Origin of the sequence: Bradyrhizobium embrapense, from assembly GCF_001189235.2 — a bacterium.
Lineage (GTDB): Bacteria > Pseudomonadota > Alphaproteobacteria > Rhizobiales > Xanthobacteraceae > Bradyrhizobium > Bradyrhizobium embrapense.
In genome coordinates, this window is sequence record NZ_LFIP02000005.1 from 559538 (window position 1) to 580609 (window position 21072).

The window sequence follows — 21072 nt, forward strand, 5'->3', positions numbered from 1 at the left end:
TGCGCTGGGCAAAAATTGGCGAGGCCGGCAATTGAACAAGTATTGGTCGGCCGATGCTATATCAGGCGACCACGCAGTTGGAGTGTTTTCTCCACGACCTACCTTGCACCGGCGATCACGCCCTCGCGATTCTTCAATACGCGATAATATGCCCACCACAGATGTGCGGCGGCGCCACGCAGCGGACGCCACGGCTCCGCAAGCGGGGCCATCTGCTTCGGCGTCGGCCGCTCCTTCAGCCCGAGCCCGACCTTGACCGCTTCCTGCACGGCGAGGTCGCCCGCCGGCCACGCATCGCCATGGCCAAGGCAGAACAAGAGATAAACGTCGGCGGTCCACGGGCCGATCCCGGGCAGCGCGGTCAGCGTATTGTGCGCGGCATCGGCCTCTTCGTTGGCGAGCACGTCGAGGTTCAGCCGCTCCTCGGCGAGCTCGCGCGCGATGTGCTTCAGCGTCTTGATCTTGGCCGCGGAGAGCCCGAGCCGGCCGAGCCGGTCGGCCCGCGCCTTGCGGATCGTATCATGGTGGAACGGGTCGAACGCCTGGCTGACGCGGCCCCAGATCGCGGCAGCACTCGCGGTCGACAGCTGCTGGCCGCAGATGATCGCGGCAAGTCCGGCAAATCCCGGCTCGCGCTGCCGGATCGTCGGCATGCCGGTCAGCTCGAGGATGGGGCGCAGCCGTCGATCCTGGTCGACCAGCTTGTGGATGGCGTCGTCGAGGTCGGCCTGGGTTTCGAGATGGATCAGCATTGCGGGATCTGCATTGGCTCGTCATGCGCGGGCTTGCCGCCTCTGCTAAAGCTCCGGCGGGCCTGGATGCGAGGGCCTCGGCGAAGCCTTGGCGGAGCCGGGACCCGCGCATCCATCTCCTACCGTAACAGAGTCTTGTCCAGCCGCATGGTCCGGAAAAGTGGAAACCGGTTTTCCCGCGCGACAAACGCAGGGCGTTCGCGCGAAGATCATGCCCAAACAAGGATCGCCGGGCGGGGCCCGGCAATGACGCACGATCAAAAGCCATGCCACCCGTTTTCCGTTTTGCACCGAGTCCGAATGGCTTCCTGCATCTCGGCCATGCCTATTCGGCGCTGCTCAACCACGATCTGGCGCGCGATTCGGGCGGACGCTTCCTGCTGCGGATCGAGGACATCGACGCGACGCGCTGTAGGGTCGAGTTCGAGCAGGCGATCTATGAGGATCTGGCCTGGCTCGGCATCGCCTGGGAGACCCCGGTGCGGCGGCAGTCGGAGCATTTTGCCGCCTATCGCGCGGCGCTCGATCGTCTGGCGGCGCAGGGACTGGTCTATCCGAGCTTCGAGAGCCGCGCCGGGGTCGCGCGGCTGGTCGCGGAACGCGAGGCCGGCGGTGCATGGCCGCGCGATCCGGACGGCGCGCCGCTCTATCCGGGAACGGCGAAATCCCTCCCGGCCGAGGCGCGCGACCGGCTGATCGGGCAAGGTGCGCCGTTCGCGCTGCGGCTCGACATGACCGCGGCATGCGCCCGCAGCGGCGGCCTGCGCTGGCGGGAGGCAGGCGAGGGCCCGGCCGGCGAGACGGGGGACGTGGCGGCCCGGCCGGAGGCCTGGGGCGACGTGATCCTGGCGCGCAAGGAGACCCCAACCAGTTACCATCTCTCGGTCGTGATCGACGACGCGCTGCAAGGCGTCACGGATGTGGTCAGGGGCGTTGACCTGTTCTGGTCGACCAGTGTGCATCGGTTGCTGCAGGAGCTACTTGGCCTGCCTGTGCCGACCTACCGGCACCATGCACTGATCCAGGACGCTGCCGGCCAAAAGCTGTCGAAATCGACCCGGGCGACCGGACTGCGCGAACTGCGGGCGGAGGGCGCCAGCCCGGCCGATATTCGCCGCCTGGTCGGCTTGCGATAGATCCCGCCCGCGCTCGCGAAACAGCATGGTTACCATCACGGGGCTCTGCTGTGGCGCACCGCAAACCGCGCCGTGACTCCGGCACGTTTGGCATGCCATGTTGTTGTCCGGGGCGGGGATCACGGAGACCATGGCGTCAAAATCGCGCGTACGGCGCAGCAAGCGGCAGTCCAAAGGGATGCCGCCGGAGGCGCGCGCCGAAAAAACGCGGACCGCCAAAGTGCGCACTGCCAAGACAGGCACTGCCAAGACACGCTCCGCCAAGACGCGCTCCGCCAAGACGCGCGCGGTCAAGCCGAGCCGCAAGCGGGCTGCCCCGAAGGCCGCGCCGGGCATGGTCGAGACCGCGCTTGCCGTCTTTGCCCATGAAGTCCGGACCCCGCTGACCGGGATCCTCGCGATCAGCAACCTGCTTGCGACGTCGGATCTCGGCGAGCGCGAGCGGCGCTGGGTCGATACCATCAAGGCCGGGGCCGAGCATCTGGCGAGCCTCGCGACCCTGTTCGTCGACGCCGCCCGGAGCGAGGGGCCGGGGCTCGAGATCCGGCAGGACTTCTTCGACCTGCGCACGCTGGCGCGCCATGCTGGCGATTCGCTGGCCGGCCGCGCCGCAGCCAAGGGATTGCGGGCCTCGGTCGAGATCTCCGCGAAGCTGCCGACGTTTGCGGTCGGCGATCCCGTCCGGCTGCGCGCGGCGCTGGAAAACCTGATCGACAACGCCGTCAAGTTCACCGAGCAGGGCAGCATCGAGCTGCACGTCGCGCCGGTGCGTGCGGCCAAGGGAGAGGCCAAGGGCAAGGCGGAGCGCCGAATCGACGTTGCCTTTACGATTTCCGACAGCGGCATCGGCCTGACGTTATCGGAGGTCAAGCGCCTGTTCCGGCCGTTCTCGCAGGCCAATGTCACGATCGCCGCGCGATTCGGCGGCGCAGGGCTCGGCCTCTCCTCGGTCAGGCAGCTCGCGCGCGCCATGGGCGGCGACATCGCCGTGGCCCAGCGTGCAGGCGGCGGCACCGTCTTCACGCTCAATGTGGTGCTGGCTTCGGCCGCAGCACCGGCCGGCGCGCCGGCGCGCGAGGGCGCAGCGGTGCCGTCATCGCAGGGGCTGCGGCTGCTCAGCGTCGAGGACAATCCGTTCGGTCGCGTCGTGCTCAACACGATCCTGACCGAGCTTGGTCACCATGCCGAATTCGTCGGTCAGGCCGAGGGTGCGCCGGAGCGGCTCGCACAGGGGGCCTTCGACGCCGTACTGATGGACATGGTGCTGCCCGGCATCGGCGGTGTCGAGGCAATCAAGCGCATCCGCGCGCTGCCGCCGCCGCAGGGCGGCATCGTGATCGTCGGGATCTCCGGCCGAGCCGAGGACGAAGCCGCGGCGCGCGCCGCCGGTGCCGATGCCTTCCTGGTCAAGCCTGTTTCTCCGCGGGCGCTCGCGACTGCGCTGCTTGAAGCGTCACGCCGCGCGGCAGCCGCGACTTGATGATCGAAGCGTTCAATTCGCCGCCGAACACGAAGATCGCGGCGATGAAATACAGGAACACCAGCGCGATCACCACCGATGCGAGCCCCGCATACATCGTGACGTAGTTGTTGGCGAAGCGCGCCAGATACATGCCGAAGCCGATGCCCGAGATCAGCGAGGCCACCACGGTGAAGATGATGCCGGGGAGGATCTGAGTGAAGCCGCGGCGGCCTGCCGGCAGCCAGGCATGCAGGATGAACAGCGCGACCACCAGGGCGAGCACCGTGATGCCGTAACGTGCGGTGTTGAGCAGGCTCTCGTTCGATTCGACGAAGAACGGGATGTAGCGTCGCGCCGCCTCGATGATCAGCGGTCCGAGCACGATCAGGAATGCCATCGCGAGCGAGGTGAACGCCGCAACCAGCGTGTAGCCGATCGATTCCAGCCGCAGCCAGTACCAGCGCCGCGGCTCGATCACGGCATAGGCGCGGTTCAGCGCCACCCGCAGTGCCTCGACGCCGTTGGACGCGAAGTACACCGCGAGCACCGCGCCGATGGTCAGGATGTCGCCGCGGGTATTGGTCAGCACATCGTGGATCTGGCCGGACAGCGCCCCGGCGACCTGATCCGGCCACACCTGCAGCAACAGCCCGACTGCCTGGTCGGCGAGTTGCTTGGAGCCGAAGAAGCCGGCCAGCGAGGTCAGCACGATCAGGAACGGAAACAGCGCCATCAGGGTCGACAGCGCGATGTGGCTCGCGATCGCCCAACCGTCGTCGGCGAGGAACGTGTAAAAGGCATCCATCACGACGTGGGTGACGTAACGAAGCTGCTTCACATTCCACCCGGCATTGTCGACAACCGCTCGGTCCGAGGACGGGCCCAGCATCTGATATTACGCAGTGAAAAGCCAGTTGGTTGCATCTGCCGCCGTGTGGAAGTCCGCGTCCTGCGGTGTTATGTACCGCAGATGACATCTGTCCTCAGCACGATCATTCTTCCCATCGCCGTCGGCGCCGTCGCGCTGGTGCTTCTGCTCGGCCTCGTCAACATGATGAAGGGCGGCTCGCCGAACACATCGCAGAAGCTGATGCGGCTGCGCGTGCTGTTTCAGTTCGTCGCCATCGTCATCGCGATGCTCGCGGTCTGGGCGATGGGGCGCTAGAGCGCTTTCGAGCGGCGGGCGCGATGCGCAAAACCTTAGGAGATCACGGCCATGGTCGTTCTCAATCGGATCTACACGCGCACCGGCGATGACGGCACCACCGCGCTCGGCTCCGGCGAGCGGCGGCCAAAATACGATCTGCGGGTTGCCGCCTATGGCACCGTCGACGAGACCAATGCCGCTGTCGGCGTGGTGCGGCTGCATCTGGCCGACAGTCCCGAGGTCGATGCGATGCTCGGCCGGATCCAGAACGATCTGTTCGATCTCGGCGCCGACCTTGCGGTGCCCGAGCGCGAGGGCAAGGCTGAACGTCTGCGGATGCTGGCGAGCCAGGTCGAGCGGCTCGAGCGCGACATCGACGGCCTCAACGACCAGCTCGCGCCGCTGACCTCGTTCGTGCTGCCCGGCGGGACGCCTGCATCCGCATATCTGCACCTCGCCCGGACGATATGTCGTCGCGCGGAACGGATGATGGTGGAACTCGCCGCCCGACCGGACGAGCCGGTCAATGAAGCTGGCATCCATTATATGAACCGGCTCTCGGATTTCCTGTTCGTTGCCAGCCGCTTCCAGAATAATAAAGGGGCCGGGGACGTGTTGTGGGTGCCGGGCCAGAACCGCTAAACTGGTTCAAAACCGAGGGACGGTTTTTTGGCTTTGCCGCGTTGACCGGGGGAAACGGGACCTTTAGGTTCCGCGCCAGCCAACCGAAACCCATAAAATCAAAGCGAAAGAGGATCGATGAAGGTTCTTGTGCCGGTAAAGCGGGTCGTCGACTACAACGTCAAGGTCCGCGTCAAGAGTGACGGGACGGGCGTGGAGCTCGCCAACGTCAAGATGTCGATGAACCCGTTTGACGAAATCGCCGTCGAGGAAGCGCTGCGGCTGAAGGAAGCCGGCAAGGCGACCGAAGTGGTGGTAGTGTCGATCGGACCGGCGCAGGCTTCCGAGACCATTCGCACCGGGCTTGCGATGGGCGCCGACCGCGGCATCCTGGTCAAGGCCGAAGGCAGCGTCGAGCCGCTCGCGGTCGCCAAGATCCTCAAGGCCGTGGTCGAGGCGGAGCAGCCCGGCCTCGTCATTCTCGGCAAGCAGGCGATCGACGACGATTCGAACCAGACCGGTCAGATGCTGGCTGCGCTGCTCGGCTGGTCGCAGGCGACCTTCGCCTCCAAGCTCGAAGTCGAAGGATCCGACTTCAAGGTCACGCGCGAAGTCGACGGCGGCCTGCAGACCATCAAGCTCAAGGGCCCGGCGATCGTCACCACTGACCTGCGCCTCAACGAGCCGCGCTATGCGTCGCTGCCCAACATCATGAAGGCGAAGAAGAAGCCGATCGACGACAAGAGCGTCGCCGACTACGGCGTCGACGTGACGCCGCGTCTGGAAGTGCTGAAGACCGCGGAACCGGCGGGCCGCAAGGCGGGCGTCAAGGTCAAGGACGTCGCCGAACTCGTGAACAAGCTCAAGACCGAAGCCGGGGTTCTCTGATGACGACGCTGTTGATTGCCGAACACGACCACGAGACCCTGAAGGACTCGACCAACAAGGCGCTGACCGCGGCGAGCCAGCTCGGCGGCGACGTCCATGTGCTGGTTGCCGGTGGCGGCCAGGGCACCAAGGCGGCGGCCGAAGCCGCCGCCAAGCTTGCCGGCGTCACCAAGGTGCTGGTGGCCGAAGGCCCCGCCTATGAGCACGATCTTGCCGAGCCGCTGGCCGCGCTGATCGTGGCGCTGGCGCCGGGGTATGACGCCTTCGTCGCGCCCGCGACCTCGCGCTTCAAGAACGTGATGCCGCGCGTCGCAGCGCTGCTCGACGTCATGCAGGTTTCCGAGATCATCAAGGTCGTTGCGCCCGACACCTACGAGCGGCCGATCTATGCTGGCAACGCGATCCAGACCGTGAAGTCGAAGGACGCCAAGAAGGTCATCACCGTCCGCACCTCGACCTTCGCCGCGGCCGGCGAAGGCGGCAGCGCGGCGATCGAGAACGCTGCATCCGCCGCCGATCCGGGCCTGTCGACGTTCGTCGGCGAGGAAGTCGCCAAGAGCGACCGTCCGGAGCTGACCTCGGCCAAGATCATCGTCTCGGGCGGACGTGCGATGCAGAGCCGCGAGAACTTCGCCAAGTACATCGAGCCGCTCGCCGACAAGCTCGGCGCCGGCGTCGGCGCCTCGCGCGCCGCGGTCGACGCCGGCTATGCGCCGAACGACTGGCAGGTCGGCCAGACCGGCAAGGTGGTGGCCCCGGAACTCTATGTCGCGGTCGGCATCTCCGGCGCGATCCAGCATCTGGCAGGCATGAAGGACTCCAAGGTGATCGTCGCCATTAACAAGGATGAGGACGCGCCAATCTTCCAGGTCGCCGATTACGGCCTGGTCGCCGACCTCTACCAGGCGGTTCCGGAGCTGACCGAGGCGCTCGGCAAGCTCGGAAAGTAAGCGACAAAGCACCGGCCGGGTGAGTAAGCTCCGGCCGGTGTTATTACTCTTGGGGCAACTATCCGGAAACGGTTTTCCGAAAGGATCGTGTCCGGCGGGGAAAGATGGATCGGGTGCGATTACGTCGTAATCACATCATGGTCCCGGGAAGCGTTTTCCGGCGGATTGGGCAACCCGGAAGGCTGCACTTCGGGTATCGTTGGAATTGGGCAGGCGCGACATGCGCGCCGTTCCGGTGGATGACAAGATGACGGTGGCAATCAAGAAGGTCGGCGTGATCGGTTCGGGTCAGATGGGCAATGGCATTGCTCATGTGGCGGCGCTGGCCGGTTTCGACGTGGTGCTCAATGACGTGTCCGCCGACCGGCTGAAGGCGGCACTGGCGACCATCAACGGCAATCTGACCCGCCAGGTCGCCAAGAAGGCGATCAGCGAAAGCGACCGCAAGCAGGCGCTCGACCGCATCGCCTCCGCCGAGACGATCGATGCGCTGGCCGATTGCGATCTCGTGATCGAGACCGCGGTCGAGAAGGAAGAGACCAAGCGCAAGATCTTCCACGAGGTTTGCGCGGTGCTGAAGCCGGAAGCGATCGTCGCGACCAACTCGTCATCGATCTCGATCACAAGGCTTGCCGCCTCGACTGACCGCCCGGAGAAATTCATCGGCATTCATTTCATGAATCCGGTGCCGGCGATGGAGCTGGTCGAGCTGATCCGCGGCATCGCCACCGACGACACGACCTTCGACACCGCCAAGGCGTTCGTCGCCAAGCTCGGCAAGCAGGTCGCGGTGTCGGAGGATTTCCCCGCCTTCATCGTCAACCGCATTCTGCTGCCGATGATCAACGAGGCGATCTACACGCTGTATGAGGGCGTCGGTAACGTCGAGGCGATCGATGCCGCGATGAAGCTCGGCGCGCACCATCCGATGGGCCCGCTCGAGCTCGCCGACTTCATCGGCCTCGACACCTGCCTATCGATCATGCAGGTGCTGCATGAGGGGCTCGCCGACTCCAAGTACCGGCCGTGCCCGCTGCTGGTGAAATATGTCGAGGCCGGCTGGCTCGGACGCAAGTCCCAGCGCGGCTTCTACGACTACCGCGGCGACAAGCCGGTCCCGACCCGGTAATTACCACTCTCGTTTCAAGTCAGTGCCCGCAGCAGCGCAAGCGTCGCGGGCACGAGACCTGCAATCATCGCCACACCCGTTCCAAGTCCGAGCAGATGCGCCGCCAGCGCGAGGCGCTGGCTCTGGCCATGTGCCGTCATTGCAAGGCCTCGCAGGCACGCTTCAACCGTCTTCCCGCTTCCTCGATGACAGGTGACGGATTGGCGAAGCTGAGCCGGACGTAGGGCGACAGCCCGAGATCCTCGCCGGGAAACACCACCAGATCGGCTTGCTCAAGCAGATAGGTGGCAAAATCGCGATCGGTCGCAATCAGCTTGCCGTCGGGCGCGCGCTTGCCGATCGCGCCGGCGCAACTGACCAGCAGATAGAACGTGCCTTCGGGCGGCGTGCAGGAAAGCCCGCTGCATCCGTTCACGAGGTCGGCAAAGCGATCACGCCTCGTGCGAAGGATGGCGGCACGCTCGGCCAGCACATCCTGCGCGCCCTCGAGCGCGGCGACCGCGGCGGCCTGGCTGATCGACGAGGCGCCGGAGGTGGTCTGCGACTGGATCGTGATCATCGCGCGGATCAGCGCCGATGGTCCGGCGGCATAGCCGATCCGCCATCCCATCATGGCGTAGCTCTTGGCGAGGCCGCTGACGGTGAGCGTCCGCGGCTTCAGGCGCGGCTCGATCTCCGCAAGCGTTGGCGCGGGCGCACCGTCGAACGTGATGTGCTCGTAGAGCCCGTCGGCGAGTACCCAGATGTCCGGATGCTGCAGGAGGATCGCAGCGATCCCGGAGAGGTCTTCCGAAGAATACAGCGCACCGGATGGATTGACCGGATTGTTGATCACGATCCAGCGCGTTCGCGCCGAGATCGCCGCCTGCAAATCCTCCGCGCGCAGCTTAAAGCCGTTGTTCTGCGCACACGGCACCACGACCGGCGTCGCGCCCGCCAGCCGCACCTGACCGAGATAGGGCGCCCAGTACGGCGCGGGGACGATCACCTCATCCTCGGGCGCCAGGGTCGCCAGCAGCGCGTTGAACAGCGCCTGGGTCGAGCCGTTGGTGATGACGATCTCGTCGAGCCGATAGTCGAGACGATGGTCGCGCAGCAGTGCGGCCTGCACCGCCCGCTTCAGTTCCGGCGTGCCGTCGACATCGGTGTAGCGGGTTTCGCGGCGCAAGGCCGCGTCATGGGCCGCCGCGATCACATGGTCCGGTGTCGGGAAGTCGAGATTGCCCGACGACAGCTCGATGATGTCGCGCCCGGCGGCGCGCAGTTCGCGGGCGCGGCGGCGCAGCACCGATGCGGGCGAGGCGTTGATGCCGTCCATGCGCGGCGAGAGGATCGGTGTCGGCGTCATCGGACGTACTGCGCCTCACCGTTGCCGAACGACCAGTTCTCGGGGAGCACCTCGACGAGGTTGATGAAGATGTCTTCAGTGCGCAGGCCGGGGCTTTCCGTCAGCCGTTCGGCGATCCGTCGATAGAGCTTCTGCTTCTGCGCCACCGGGCGGGTGTTGCTGACCGTGATCTGGATGATGACCAAGTCGTCGCTGCGCCTGATGCCGAGATAGTCCGCGCCATAGGCAAAATCGTCGCCATCGCGCTCGGAGATCGTCATGAAGCGGTCGCCCTCCGGCACATCGAAGGTCTCGCGCATGGCGCGATAGAGGCCCTCGAGAATGGCTTTGCGGTAGGCGGCGGGCTTGCCCCGTCGCAGCGAGACACGGGTCAGCGGCATGAATGTTATCTCCTGGTGGCAATTGTTGACTGCGCCGGATCCTAGGAGTTCGTTGATCATTTAAAAACGGTATGATAATGTATTTCAATGATTTCATTTTTAAATGTATGATCATGAAAGCGCTCGACGTCGAGGCGGTGCAGGCCTTCGTCCTGGTCGCGGACCTCAGCAGCTTCACACGCGCGGCGCAGGTGATGGAGACCACGCAGTCCGCGATCAGCCTGAAGATCAGGCGGCTGGAAGATGGGCTCGGCCGCCGGCTGCTGGAGCGGACGCCGCGGCTGGTCCGGCTGTCCGCTGAAGGCGCCGCATTTCTCGGGGCGGCGCGCAATCTGGTCGCGGCGCATCAATCGGCGATCGGGTCGTTTGCGGTCGAACGCCGCCGGCTTGTCGTCGGCATCAGCCACCACATCGTCGGTTCGGAACTTGCCTCACTGTTGAAACGCATGAACAGCACCGACCCGAGTCTCGTGATCCAGTTGCATGTCGATACGTCGCGTTCGGTGCTCGGCGCATTCGACGACGGCAAGCTCGATGCCGCGATCGTGCTGCGCCACGATGCCAGGCGCCGCGATGGCGACGTGCTGTTCGAAGAACCGTTCGGTTGGATGGCTGCGCCCGATTTTCACCATCGGCCCGGCGAGCCGCTGCGCCTGGCAACGCAAGCCGAGCCTTGCAGCGTGCGCGCGATGGCGGTCGAGACGCTCGACGCCGCCGGCATCGCCTGGACAGAGGCGTTCGTCGGTGGCGGGCTTTCGACGATCGGCGCCGCGATTTCAGCAGGGCTCGCCGTCGCCGCGCTGGCGCGCCGGGTGGCGCCGGCCGACACCGTCGACCTCGGGCCAAAGCTCGGCCTGCCGCCATTGCCGTCGCGCGACGTCATGCTTCACTCAAGGCTGTCGGACGCGCGGACCCGGCAGGCATTGCGCACCCTCGGCGCGGCCTTCGCGGCGAACGCGGCCTGATCGCGCACGCATTGTCCGCTCCTCAGTCTGTCAGGCGACATCCCGCGCGCTCGAGCATGTCGTGGATGATCAGCGGCGTGGCCGGTGTCTCGGTCGCAGCGGTGGCCGCCGTGCCTGCGATCGCATCCCGCGCCTGCTGCGCGTCGAGCGTCAGCCGCCGCGCGCAGGGGGGCAGGCCGCGAGCGGCATCGAGCAGCCAGCCGGCGGTTTCGCCGGTACCGGCCAGATAGGCCGTCAGCGTCTGGCGCGCGGTCGGATTGGTCGCGGCTTGGTCCAGCATGGCCCTGACCTGCGCGACCGAGATCTGCCCGTGCGATGTCGAGGGCTGCGCATGTGCGGTTGTCGTCAATAGAAGGACGGCCCAGACGGCGTGAGCGGGACGAACGAGCATAAACTTTCATCTCCTAAGGCATGTTGACTTGCAGATATTAATTATCTTAAAACAATAATATCAGATCAGCAATCCCGAGGTTGAGCCATGTCCGCGTCCCTCTCGCCAGAGCTTTCCCCATCCGCGCGGCCGGCCCGCCTCGAACGCATCCGTGCGGTGAGCCGCGTGCTCGCCTATGCGTGTACCGGCATCTCGTTCGTGCTCGCGGTCGGATTGCTGGCCTATTGGCTGGGGAGTCCGGATGAGGCGATCCTGCGCGATGCGGGGCTGACCGGCATTGCGTTCCATCCGATCGGCTGGCTTGTCCGCCTGATGGCTCTGCTGGTCTCGGCGTTGCCGCTCGCCTGTTTGATCTGGGGCTTGTCGCGCGTGCGCCGCGCTTTCACATCGTTCGCGGCAGGGCGCTTCTTCACGGCCGCAAACGTCGCCGGATTGCGTGACCTTGCGATCGCGATGCTGGTCTCGACCTTGCTGAAGCCGGTGATCGGCGCGCTGCTGTCGATCCTGCTGAGCTGGCAAACCTACGCGCAGGGCAAGTCCATCGTCATCGCGCTCGGTTCCGACATGCTGCTGGCGCTCTTGTTCGCGGGTCTGGTTGCGGTGACGGCCTGGGTGATGGCCGAAGCCAATGCGATCGCCGACGAGCACGCGCAATTCGTCTGAGGCCGCTGCGATGCCGATCCGGGTCCGGCTCAACGTGATGCTCGCCGAGCGCAACGTGAAATCGAAGGAACTCGCCGAATATGTCGGGATCACCGAGGCGAATCTGTCGCTGCTCAAGCAGGGCAAGGTGAAGGGCGTCAGGTTCGACACGCTGGAACGGATCTGCACCTACCTGGAGTGCCAGCCCGGTGACTTGCTGCGCCATGAGGACGACGATGCGTCAGCCTGACGCGGCCATACGTTACCCAAACATTAACTTTCGCGCGCTACGCAAGGGCGCGTTTGGGAGTGCCGCGTATGGACATGATGAGCATGGTGTCGAGCATCCTGTCGATGCAGCAGGGCAATTTGCAGGGTCAGATCGCGACCCGCGTGACCAAGCAGAACCTCGACGCGGAAAAGTTCGCGGTTCAGACCCTGCTCGGCACGCCGTCGACCGCCAATCTCGGTCCCGGCATCGGCGGCAACCTCAACGCCGTCGCCTGATCAGAACCCCGCCGCGGCCGGAGCCAGCGCCGCCTTCACCAGCTTGATCGCATCATCGCTCGCCCATTCGGCGGGACCGGCGATATTGGCGATTTCGCAGCCCTTGCCGTCGACCAGCACGGAGGTCGGCATGCCGAGCGCCTTGCCTATGTTCTTAAGGTCCTGAAAGACCTTGGCTTTCTGATCGCTGAAATAGTCAAGCCTGGTCAGATTGGCCTCTTTCAGGAAGTTCTTCGGCTTGTCCGGGTCGCGGGTGTCGATGTTGATCGCGACCACCTCGAAATCCTTGCCGCCGAGCTTGGTCTGCAGGCTGTCGAGCGCCGGCATTTCCTTGCGGCAGGGCACGCACCAGGTCGCCCACAGATTGACCAGCACGGTCTTGCCGCGCCAATCCGAGAGTTTCTTCGGCTGGCCGTTGGCGTCCTCGAAGGTCAGGTCGGGCAGCCTCAAGGGGGTGGTCGCCATGGTCAGCGCCGCCACCTCGCCATGGGCGAGCGGGGCGATCTTCTTGGCCAGATCCACCGCGCTGTTGCACGCGACGTCGCCACCGGCGGGATGCCTGAGGCCGGAGACCCCGACATAGCCGATCACGGCCCCGGCCAGCACGGCGCCGATCACCAGCGGGATGCGCCATTTGGCCGTCGGCTTGACGATCGGTTCGGATGGGGTCGTCTCGGGCATATCGTTTGTCATCCTGGGTCAGATATGGCTATGCAGTGCCGGGAATACGTCCGGAACCGCCACGCTGTTTCGCCACTCCGGCGCAGGAAACAGCACGGCCTGAAATACAAATTCGTGAGCGAGATGTCATGAGCAACAAGATGTGGGGCGGCCGGTTCTCGGAGCGTCCCGACGCCATCATGGAGGAAATCAACGTCTCCATCGACGTCGACCGTCACCTTTATGCCCAGGACATTGCCGCGTCCAAGGCCCACGCCGCGATGCTCGCTGCGCAAGGCATCATCACGTCAGCTGATGCGAAAAATATCGGCAAAGGTCTAGACACGATTTTGTCAGAAATCGGCAAGGGCGATTTCGATTTCAAGCGCGCGCTCGAGGACATCCATATGAATGTCGAGTCGCGGCTGTCCGAACTGATCGGACCCGCGGCGGGCCGCCTGCACACCGCGCGCTCGCGCAACGACCAGGTCGCGACCGATTTCCGGCTCTATGTCCGCGACACCATCGACGAGACAAATGCGGCGCTGGCCGCGTTCCAGCAGGCGCTGGTCGCCCGCGCGCTGGAGCATGCCGGAACCGTGATGCCGGGCTTCACCCATCTGCAGACCGCGCAGCCCGTGACCTTCGGTCATCATTTGCTGGCCTATGTCGAGATGGCCGGGCGCGACCGCGGCCGCTTTGCCGATGCGCGCAAGCGGCTGAACGAATCGCCGCTGGGTGCGGCCGCGCTCGCCGGCACCTCATTCCCGATCGATCGTACGGCGACCGCCAAGGCGCTCGGCTTCGACCGGCCGATGGCCAATTCGCTCGACGCGGTGTCCGACCGCGATTTCGTGCTGGAAACGCTGTCGGCGGCGGCGATCTGCGCGGTGCACATGTCGCGCTTCGCCGAGGAAATCGTGATCTGGACCTCGCCGCTGGTCGGTCTCGTCAAGCTCAGCGACAAGTTCACCACCGGCTCGTCGATCATGCCGCAGAAGCGCAACCCGGACGCCGCCGAACTGGTGCGCGCCAAGACCGGCCGCGTGATCGGCGCGCTGTCAGCGCTCCTGATCGTGATGAAGGGCCTGCCGCTCGCCTATCAAAAGGACATGCAGGAGGACAAGCAGGGCGCCATGGAGGCGTTCGAGGCGCTGTCGCTCGCGATCCGCGCCCTGACCGGCATGGTCGAGGATCTGGTGCCGGACGAGGCAAAGATGAAGGCTGCGGCCGGCGAGGGCTATGCCACCGCGACCGATCTTGCCGACTGGCTGGTGCGCACCCTGAAAATGCCGTTCCGCGACGCCCACCATGTTACCGGGCGCATCGTTGGCCTCGCCTCGGCGCAGGGCATGGCGCTGCACGAACTGCCGCTCAAGGCCATGCAGGAGGTCGAACCGAAGATCACCGCCGACGCCCTCAGGGTGCTCAGCGTCGAATCCTCGGTCAAGAGCCGGACCTCGTTTGGCGGCACCGCGCCGAAGAATGTGATGGCGCAGGCCAAAGCCTGGGCCAAGCGGCTGGAAAAAGAGCGAAAATTGGGCTGATCTCGAAAATTTGGCCGTGATTTCTCGGGTCTCCGCCTCTCGCCAGAGCACGCCAATGTTTGTATGGTGCCGCCCGAATTGGGGAATTCGTCGTGATTAGCAAGAACCGCCTGACCCCCTCGGGATGGGCCATTATTGTGCTGAGCGCTGCTGCGCTTGCGCTTGGCGGCTGCGGCCGCAAGGGACCGCTCGACCTGCCGCCGACCGCGAACGCCGCGCCGGCCACAACTCCGGGCGACACCGAGAGTGAGCGCGCGGCTCAGCCGAGCGTGTTTAATCCGACCTATGGCTCGGATGCCGCGCCGGCGGCGTCGAAAGGCAATAAACGGTCGTTCGTGCTCGATCCGCTGCTCGGCAACTAGTATCTGGAGCATGATCCGGAAAAGTGGAAACCGGTTTTCCCTGCGACAAACGCGAAGCGTTTGCGCGGAGATCATGCTCAAACAATCAAGCCTGTCATGAACCATTTCGACTATCGCAACGGCGTGCTGCATGCCGAGGCGGTCAATCTCATCGAGCTGGCGGAGGCCGTCGGCACGCCGTTCTATTGCTATTCGACCGCGACGCTGGAGCGCCACTACCGCGTCTTCACCGAGGCCTTTGCCGGCGAGAAGACGCTGGTCTGCTACGCGATGAAGGCCAACTCCAACCAGTCGGTGCTGCGCACGCTGGCCAAGCTCGGCGCCGGCGCCGACGTCGTGTCCGGCGGTGAGTTGAAGCGGGCGCTCGCGGCCGGCATCCCGCCCTCGAAGATCCTGTTCTCCGGTGTCGGCAAGACCGAGGCCGAGCTGCGCGCCGCGCTCACCGCCGACATCCTCTGCATCAACATCGAGTCCGAGCCGGAGCTCGAGATGCTCTCGCGCCTCGCCGTCGAGATGAAGACGACCGCGCGCATCTCGGTGCGGGTCAATCCCGACGTCGATGCCGGCACCCACGCCAAGATCTCGACCGGCAAGTCGGAGAACAAGTTCGGCATTCCGATCGCGCGCGCCCGCGAGGTCTATGCCCGCGCGGCGAAGCTGCCGGGCATCAAGGTCACCGGCACCGACGTGCATATCGGCAGCCAGATCACCGATCTCGGCCCGCTGGAGGCGGCGTTCCGCCTGCTCGCCGAATTCGTGCAGACGCTGCGCGCCGACGGCCACGATATCTCGCACGTCGATTTCGGCGGCGGCCTCGGCATTCCCTATCATCTGGATCGTGCCGCGCCGCCGCTGCCCGCGACCTATGCTGCGATGGTCAAGCGCGTCACGCACAATCTCGGCTGCACGCTGATGTTCGAGCCGGGCCGCCTGATCGTCGGCAATGCCGGCATCCTCGTTAGCCGCGTCATCCATGTGAAGCCGGGCGATGCAAAGAACTTCGTGATCATCGACGCCGCGATGAACGACCTGATCCGGCCGACGCTGTATGAGGCGCATCACGACATCTTAGCCGTGCGTCAGCCTGCACCTGATACCCCGATCATGGTCGCCGACGTGGTCGGCCCGGTCTGCGAGACCGGCGACTATCTCGCGCTCGACCGTGCGCTGCCGCAGCCGAAGGCCGGCGATCTCCTGGCGATCATGACCGCCGGCGCCTATGGCGCGGTGCAGGCCGGCACTTACAACACGCGGCCACTGGTGCCGGAAGTGCTGGTCAAGGACGACCAATACGCCGTGGTCCGCCCGCGCATCGACGTCGACGCGCTGATCGCGATGGACAAGCCCGCGCCGTGGCTGTGATCTTGTAGGGTGGGTAGGGCGCAGCGAAGCCCATCATCTCGCTCCGCGGACGCAATTGACGGGTTTCGCTGCGCCCTACTCACCTACGCAGGCGTTACTTCGCGGCGTGACTGCCTTTTCCACTACCGCCGACGATCACGCCCGCGGCCTTCTCAATCGGCTTGATCGCCGCCGTGAAATCCGACTCCGGTCCTTCCTCCCGGATGATGACTTCCCAGAGCCGGCCGACCGCTTCGGCAACTTCCATCGACAGCCCGAGCGAACGCATCTCCTCGACGGCGAGGCGCACGTCCTTCACCATCAAACCGGTGGCGAAGCCGAAGTCGAAGCTGCGCGGCAAGACCGAACGCGGAAACTTGTCGCGGCTCGCGGTGTTCAGCCCCGAGCCCGCATTGATGACGTCGATCATCACGGCCGGATCGAGCCCGGACTTGACGCCCATCACCACCGCTTCCGAGGTCGCGACCATCGCGGTCGCCGACAGGAAGTTGTTGGCGAGCTTCATGGTCTGGCCGGAGCCTGGCTTGGTGCCGATGAAGAACACCTTGCCGATGACGTCGAGCGCGCCTTTCACTAACTCGAAATCGGCGCGCGGGCCCGACACCATCACCGCCAGCGTGCCCTTCTCGGCGCCCGACACGCCACCCGAGACCGGGCTGTCGATCTGCACGATGTTCTTCTTGGCGAGGAGATCGTGGATCTTCACGGCCATCTGCGAGCCGACCGTGGAGAGATCGATGAAGCGTTTGACGCGCGTGCCCTCTATCACACCGCCTGTGCCGGTCGCGACCTCGAGCGAGGCCTGCAGCGACGGCAGGCTCGCCATCACGGTCTCGACGCGGTCGGCGATATCCTTGGGCGACGTTGCCGCAGTGGCGCCGAGCGCAACCAGCCGATCGCGCGCATCCTTGCTCGTATCGAATACGGTGAGCTTGTGGCCAGCCTCGATCAGCCGGCGCGCCATCGGGAAGCCCATCTTCCCGAGGCCGATAAATCCGATTTCCATGGTGTTGTTTCCTCTACGTCGTTATGTGCGGTGTCCGCCTCGCACTCGACGTCGTCCCGGCTCGCGCCTCGTTTGGCCGGGACGACAGCGAGTGGAGTTCGCTCACGCCTTATTGTCGAGCTCGGCGAACACTTCACGCGCGATGCGGAAGCTGTCGACGCCGGCCGGGATGCCGGCATAGATCGAGACCTGCATGAAGATCTCGCGGATCTCGTCGCGCGACACGCCGTTGGTCAGCGCGCCCTTGATGTGCGCCTTCAGCTCGTGCGGCCGGTTCAAGATCGAGATCATGGCGAGGTTGAGCATGCTGCGCGTCTTGCGCGGCAGCTCTTCGCGGCCCCAGACCGCGCCCCAGCAATATTCGGTGACCAGTTCCTGGAACGGCTTGTTGAAGCTATCCGAATTCTTCAGTGCATTGTTGACATAGGCCTCGCCGAGCACCGCCTTGCGGATTTCGAGCCCCTTGTCGTGCGTCTTCTGGTCCATGTCGTTTCCTCATGCGTTAAGGCTTAGGCGTCAAGGTTCGGGTTCGGGCCGGGAAGTTACGGGGTCGAACCGCCGCAGTCACGCCTTCGTGTTATGCGTAATTCCCGGTGTGGGTTACGCCCCGGAACGGGTGCCTCAAAGCCGCCGCTGTGCTAGGCTGACCTGCCGGCTACCCCGGAGATTTTATTGAGCGGAGCCAACATCGACCCGTCTGACAACCCGTCAAGCGCCGCGCGCGACAGCGATGCGATCGCGCGGTTGAAACTGACCGAGGCTCTGCAGCGGGCAAAGTTCGCGATTGCTTGGGAACGGGCCTGGCCGCATCTGGCGCGGTTCCTGACGGTCGTGGGTCTGTTCCTGGTCGCGTCCTGGGCCGGGCTGTGGCTGGCGCTGCCGTTTGCCGCACGCGTGGCCGGCGCTGCCCTGTTCGGCATAGCCGCGCTCGCGGCGCTGTTGCCGTTGCTGCGCTTCCGCTGGCCGAGCCGCGAGGAGGGGTTGAGCCGGCTCGACCGCGGCGCAGGTATCCGCCATCGCCCCGCGACCACGCTCTCCGACACGCTCACCAACAGGGATCCGTTCGCGCTGGCGCTGTGGCAGGCGCAGCGCGAGCGCACGCTGGCCTCGCTCAAGCGGATCCGCGCCGGGCTGCCGCGGCCGCGGGTGTCGCTGCACGATCCCTGGGCGCTGCGCGCGCTGGTCATCGTGATGCTGGTCGCGACCTATGTCGCCGCCGGCGACGAGCGCGGCCTGCGGGTCGCCTCCGCGTTCGACTGGAATGGCATCATGGCGCCGGCCAATATCCGGGTCGACGCCTGGGTGACGCCGCCGAACTATACCGGCAAGCCGCCGATCATCCTGTCCAACGCCAACAAGGATGCCAACGCGGCCGATACCACCCCGCTCGCGGTTCCCTCGGGCAGCACGCTGCTGGTACGCTCCAGCGGCGGCACCATCGACGTCGTGGTCGGTGGCGGCGTCGCCGAGGTTGCGCCGGAGGGGCAGGCGCCCAAGGGCACCAACGAGCGGCATTTCAAGATTTCCGGCGACGGCACCGCGCATGTCCGCGCGCCGGCCGGCCAGCCGCAGTGGAAGTTCACCGCGACGCCGGACCGTCCGCCGTCGATTGCACTCGCCAAGGATCCGGAGCGGCAGGCGCGCGGCGCCTTGCAGATGTCCTACAGGCTCGAGGACGATTACGGCGTCACCGAAGCGCGCGCGCAGTTCGCAGCGCGGCCGGCCGATGCGCCGAAAGATGCCGACGGCAAGGCCGCGCAGCCGCGCCCGCTGTTCGAGCCGCCGCAATTTCCGCTGGTGCTGCCGAATGCGCGCACCCGCAACGGCGTCGGCCAGACCGTCAAGGATCTCAGCGAGGATCCTTACGCCGGCGCCGACGTGACGCTGACGCTGTCCGCAAAGGACGAAGCCGGCAATGAGGGCAAGAGCGAGCCGTTCAATATGCGGCTGCCCGAGCGGCTGTTCACCAAGCCGCTGGCGCGCGCGCTGATCGAGCAGCGCCGCATCCTGGCGCTCGATGCCAACCAGAACGGCCAGGTCTACGCCGCGCTCGACGCGCTGATGATCGCGCCGGAAATGTTCATGCCGGAAACCGGCTATTATCTAGGCCTTCACACCGTGGCCCGCCAGCTTGAGGCGGCGCGCACCGACGACCAGCTGCGCGAGGTCGTCGCCAGCATGTGGGCGCTCGCCGTCACCATCGAGGACGGCAATATCAGCGACGTCGACAAGGCGCTGCGCGCGGCGCAGGAGGCGCTCAAGCAGGCGCTGGAACGCGGCGCGACCGACGAGGAGATCAAGAAGCTCACCGACAATCTGCGTGCGGCACTGGACAATTTCCTGCGCCAGATGGTCGAGCAGTTCCGCAACAATCCGCAGCAGCTCGCACGCCCGCTCGATCCCAATGCCAAGGTCCTGAGCCAGCAGGACCTCAAGAACATGCTCGACCGCATGGAGCGGCTGTCGCGCTCCGGCGACAAGGATGCGGCGCGCCAGTTGCTGGAGCAGATGCAGCAGATGCTGGAAAACCTGCAGATGGCGCAGCCCAATCAGGGCGACGACGACATGCAGCAGTCGCTCAACGAACTCGGCGACATGATCCGCAAGCAGCAGCAGTTGCGCGACAAGACCTTCAAGCAGGGCCAGGATTCCCGCCGCGACCGGATGCGCGGCAAGCAGGGCGACCAGTCGATGGGCGACCTGCAGCAGGATCAGCAGGCGCTGCGCGATCGTCTCAAGAAGCTACAGGAAGAGCTCGCCAAGCGCGGCATGGGTCCGGAGCAGCGCGGCCAGAAGGGCCAGAAGGGGCAAGGTCAGAAGGGCGATCAGGCGCAGCAGGGCGAGCAAGGCGGCGATCAGGGCGACCAGGGCGACGACGGTGACGGGCTCGACCAGGCCGATTCCGCAATGGGCGATGCCTCCGGGCGGCTCGGCGAGGGCAATGCCGACGGCGCGGTGGATTCGCAGGGTCGCGCGCTCGATGCGCTGCGCAAGGGCGCGCAGAGCCTCGCCGACGCGATGCAGCAGGGCGATGGCGACCAGCAGGGCGATGGCCCCGGCAACCGCGCCGGCCGCCAGCAGAGCGGCGGCAACCAGACCGATCCGCTCGGCCGTCCGTTGCATGGCCGCGAATTCGGCGACGACTACACGGTGAAGATCCCCGGCGAAATCGACGTTCAGCGCGTCCGCCGCATCCTCGAAGAGCTGCGCCGCCGCCTCGCCGATCCGTCACGCCCGCAGCTCGAGCTCGACTACATCGAGCGGTTGCTGAAGGATTACTGAGCCCGCAACACATTCCACTGTCATCGCCCGGCTCGATGACCGAGCGATCGAGTATTCCAGAGACGCCAGCGATCGAATCGAGAGGCCGCGGCGTACTGGACGCCCCGCTTTCGCGGGGCATGACAGTGGTGTGCGGGGAGCGGTTGCTAACTCGCCTTCCTCGCCGCAAGCGCGTCCGCCACCGCGGTGCGGATATCGGCGACCGAGAACGGTTTGGTCACCACGTCATGCACGATCGCCTCGAGGCCCGAAGCGCGCTCGCGCTGATGGGCGAAGCCGGTCATCAGCAGGATTTTCAATTCGGGAAAATCGCGCGCCGCGGTCAGCGCCAGCGCGATGCCGTCCATGACGGGCATCTGGATGTCGGTGAGCAACAGGTCGAACGCGCCCTCGTCGCGCGTCAGCATCTCCAGTGCCTCGGCGCCGTCCTGCGCGGTCACGGTCTCGTGGCCGTCCATGGCGATGGCGCGCGCTACCAGCGAGCGCATCGAGTCTTCGTCGTCGGCGATCAGAACACGCGTCATGGCGATTGGTC

25 protein-coding genes are annotated in these 21072 nt (G+C 65.7%); 15 read left to right on the top strand and 10 right to left on the bottom strand.

Annotation, left to right across the window (positions count from 1 at the left end; translation table 11 throughout):
• Window positions 1-98: 98 nt before the first annotated feature.
• Window positions 99-752: a DNA-3-methyladenine glycosylase family protein gene (locus tag AKN83_RS25160; RefSeq protein WP_050403428.1), complete on the bottom strand. Its 654-nt coding sequence runs from the start codon at window positions 750-752 to the stop codon at window positions 99-101.
• 266 nt (window positions 753-1018) lie between these two features.
• On the opposite strand from AKN83_RS25160, the gene gluQRS reads away from it, so the two are divergent.
• Both gluQRS and AKN83_RS25170 read left to right on the top strand, forming a co-directional pair.
• Window positions 1019-1888: a tRNA glutamyl-Q(34) synthetase GluQRS gene (gene gluQRS / locus AKN83_RS25165; RefSeq protein WP_050403429.1), complete on the top strand. Its 870-nt coding sequence runs from the start codon at window positions 1019-1021 to the stop codon at window positions 1886-1888.
• A gap of 178 nt (window positions 1889-2066) precedes the next feature.
• Complete coding sequence (locus AKN83_RS25170) at window positions 2067-3368, top strand: ATP-binding protein (protein ID WP_050403430.1); 1302 nt, start codon at window positions 2067-2069, stop codon at window positions 3366-3368.
• Here the strand turns inward: AKN83_RS25170 and AKN83_RS25175 are convergent.
• A complete protein-coding gene (locus AKN83_RS25175) occupies window positions 3295-4155 on the bottom strand; it encodes a YihY/virulence factor BrkB family protein (RefSeq protein ID WP_430641575.1) in 861 nt (286 codons plus the stop codon). The genes AKN83_RS25170 and AKN83_RS25175 overlap by 74 nt on opposite strands.
• A gap of 165 nt (window positions 4156-4320) precedes the next feature.
• Between AKN83_RS25175 and AKN83_RS25180 the strand changes: the two genes are divergently transcribed.
• The 5 genes from AKN83_RS25180 (at window position 4321) to AKN83_RS25200 (ending at window position 8085) form a co-directional block, all read left to right on the top strand.
• On the top strand, window positions 4321-4515 hold the full coding sequence (locus AKN83_RS25180) for a twin transmembrane helix small protein (RefSeq protein WP_050403431.1): 195 nt from the start codon (window positions 4321-4323) through the stop codon (window positions 4513-4515).
• 51 nt (window positions 4516-4566) lie between these two features.
• Window positions 4567-5139, top strand: coding sequence for a cob(I)yrinic acid a,c-diamide adenosyltransferase (locus tag AKN83_RS25185; protein WP_050403432.1), 573 nt, complete (start codon window positions 4567-4569; stop codon window positions 5137-5139).
• A 117-nt stretch (window positions 5140-5256) separates the two neighbouring features.
• Window positions 5257-6006, top strand: a complete 750-nt coding sequence (locus AKN83_RS25190) for an electron transfer flavoprotein subunit beta/FixA family protein (RefSeq protein ID WP_050403433.1) — start codon at window positions 5257-5259, stop codon at window positions 6004-6006.
• On the top strand, window positions 6006-6956 hold the full coding sequence (locus AKN83_RS25195) for an electron transfer flavoprotein subunit alpha/FixB family protein (protein ID WP_063695509.1): 951 nt from the start codon (window positions 6006-6008) through the stop codon (window positions 6954-6956). Before AKN83_RS25190 ends, AKN83_RS25195 begins: the two co-directional genes overlap by 1 nt.
• A gap of 247 nt (window positions 6957-7203) precedes the next feature.
• Window positions 7204-8085, top strand: coding sequence for a 3-hydroxybutyryl-CoA dehydrogenase (locus AKN83_RS25200; protein ID WP_050403462.1), 882 nt, complete (start codon window positions 7204-7206; stop codon window positions 8083-8085).
• A gap of 14 nt (window positions 8086-8099) precedes the next feature.
• On the opposite strand, the gene AKN83_RS41770 is transcribed toward AKN83_RS25200, so the two are convergent.
• Genes AKN83_RS41770 through AKN83_RS25210 form a run of 3 tightly spaced genes read right to left on the bottom strand, consistent with a single transcriptional unit; the run spans window position 8100 to window position 9813 of the window.
• Complete coding sequence (locus tag AKN83_RS41770; protein WP_283807399.1) at window positions 8100-8225, bottom strand: hypothetical protein; 126 nt, start codon at window positions 8223-8225, stop codon at window positions 8100-8102.
• On the bottom strand, window positions 8222-9433 hold the full coding sequence (locus AKN83_RS25205; protein ID WP_063695510.1) for a pyridoxal phosphate-dependent aminotransferase: 1212 nt from the start codon (window positions 9431-9433) through the stop codon (window positions 8222-8224). The genes AKN83_RS41770 and AKN83_RS25205 overlap by 4 nt, the downstream gene beginning before the upstream one ends.
• Entirely contained in the window at window positions 9430-9813 is a 384-nt protein-coding gene (locus AKN83_RS25210) for a tautomerase family protein (protein ID WP_050403434.1), read from the bottom strand. Before AKN83_RS25210 ends, AKN83_RS25205 begins: the two co-directional genes overlap by 4 nt.
• 107 nt (window positions 9814-9920) lie before the next feature.
• Here AKN83_RS25210 and AKN83_RS25215 point away from each other — a divergent pair, with 107 nt between their 5' ends.
• Window positions 9921-10778: a LysR substrate-binding domain-containing protein gene (locus tag AKN83_RS25215; protein ID WP_083992205.1), complete on the top strand. Its 858-nt coding sequence runs from the start codon at window positions 9921-9923 to the stop codon at window positions 10776-10778.
• A gap of 22 nt (window positions 10779-10800) precedes the next feature.
• Here the strand turns inward: AKN83_RS25215 and AKN83_RS25220 are convergent, their stop codons facing one another.
• Window positions 10801-11058 (bottom strand): hypothetical protein, encoded by a 258-nt coding sequence (locus tag AKN83_RS25220; protein ID WP_157113545.1) that lies wholly within the window; start codon window positions 11056-11058, stop codon window positions 10801-10803.
• A 198-nt stretch (window positions 11059-11256) separates the two neighbouring features.
• Between AKN83_RS25220 and AKN83_RS25225 the strand changes: the two genes are divergently transcribed.
• The 3 genes from AKN83_RS25225 to AKN83_RS25235 all read left to right on the top strand — a co-directional run bounded on the left by AKN83_RS25225 (window position 11257) and on the right by AKN83_RS25235 (window position 12318).
• The gene (locus AKN83_RS25225; RefSeq protein WP_050403436.1) at window positions 11257-11832 is read left to right on the top strand and encodes a DUF2975 domain-containing protein; all 576 of its coding nucleotides are present in this window, start codon (window positions 11257-11259) and stop codon (window positions 11830-11832) included.
• A gap of 10 nt (window positions 11833-11842) precedes the next feature.
• Complete coding sequence (locus tag AKN83_RS25230; RefSeq protein ID WP_050403437.1) at window positions 11843-12061, top strand: helix-turn-helix domain-containing protein; 219 nt, start codon at window positions 11843-11845, stop codon at window positions 12059-12061.
• Window positions 12062-12129: 68 nt separating this feature from the next.
• A complete protein-coding gene (locus AKN83_RS25235) occupies window positions 12130-12318 on the top strand; it encodes a putative motility protein (RefSeq protein ID WP_050403438.1) in 189 nt (62 codons plus the stop codon).
• On the opposite strand, the gene tlpA is transcribed toward AKN83_RS25235, so the two are convergent.
• Window positions 12319-12999 (bottom strand): thiol:disulfide interchange protein TlpA, encoded by a 681-nt coding sequence (gene tlpA, locus AKN83_RS25240; RefSeq protein ID WP_050403439.1) that lies wholly within the window; start codon window positions 12997-12999, stop codon window positions 12319-12321.
• A 128-nt stretch (window positions 13000-13127) separates the two neighbouring features.
• Between tlpA and argH the strand changes: the two genes are divergently transcribed.
• The 3 genes from argH (at window position 13128) to lysA (ending at window position 16249) form a co-directional block, all read left to right on the top strand.
• A complete protein-coding gene (gene argH, locus AKN83_RS25245; protein ID WP_050403440.1) occupies window positions 13128-14525 on the top strand; it encodes an argininosuccinate lyase in 1398 nt (465 codons plus the stop codon).
• A 92-nt stretch (window positions 14526-14617) separates the two neighbouring features.
• Window positions 14618-14887 (top strand): LPS translocon maturation chaperone LptM, encoded by a 270-nt coding sequence (gene lptM / locus AKN83_RS25250; RefSeq protein WP_050403441.1) that lies wholly within the window; start codon window positions 14618-14620, stop codon window positions 14885-14887.
• 96 nt (window positions 14888-14983) lie between these two features.
• A complete protein-coding gene (gene lysA / locus AKN83_RS25255; protein WP_050403442.1) occupies window positions 14984-16249 on the top strand; it encodes a diaminopimelate decarboxylase in 1266 nt (421 codons plus the stop codon).
• A 94-nt stretch (window positions 16250-16343) separates the two neighbouring features.
• Here lysA and AKN83_RS25260 read toward each other — a convergent pair whose 3' ends face one another.
• Together AKN83_RS25260 and AKN83_RS25265 are read right to left on the bottom strand one after the other, a co-directional pair.
• Window positions 16344-17255: an NAD(P)-dependent oxidoreductase gene (locus AKN83_RS25260; protein ID WP_050403443.1), complete on the bottom strand. Its 912-nt coding sequence runs from the start codon at window positions 17253-17255 to the stop codon at window positions 16344-16346.
• Window positions 17256-17357: 102 nt separating this feature from the next.
• Window positions 17358-17741 carry a carboxymuconolactone decarboxylase family protein gene (locus tag AKN83_RS25265; RefSeq protein WP_018268955.1) on the bottom strand — a complete coding sequence of 128 codons (384 nt, stop codon included), beginning with the start codon at window positions 17739-17741 and terminating at the stop codon, window positions 17358-17360.
• 186 nt (window positions 17742-17927) lie between these two features.
• Between AKN83_RS25265 and AKN83_RS25270 the strand changes: the two genes are divergently transcribed.
• Window positions 17928-20537, top strand: a complete 2610-nt coding sequence (locus AKN83_RS25270; protein ID WP_050403444.1) for a TIGR02302 family protein — start codon at window positions 17928-17930, stop codon at window positions 20535-20537.
• A gap of 146 nt (window positions 20538-20683) precedes the next feature.
• Here AKN83_RS25270 and AKN83_RS25275 read toward each other — a convergent pair whose 3' ends face one another.
• Entirely contained in the window at window positions 20684-21061 is a 378-nt protein-coding gene (locus tag AKN83_RS25275; RefSeq protein WP_029079732.1) for a response regulator, read from the bottom strand.
• Window positions 21062-21072 lie beyond the last annotated feature (11 nt).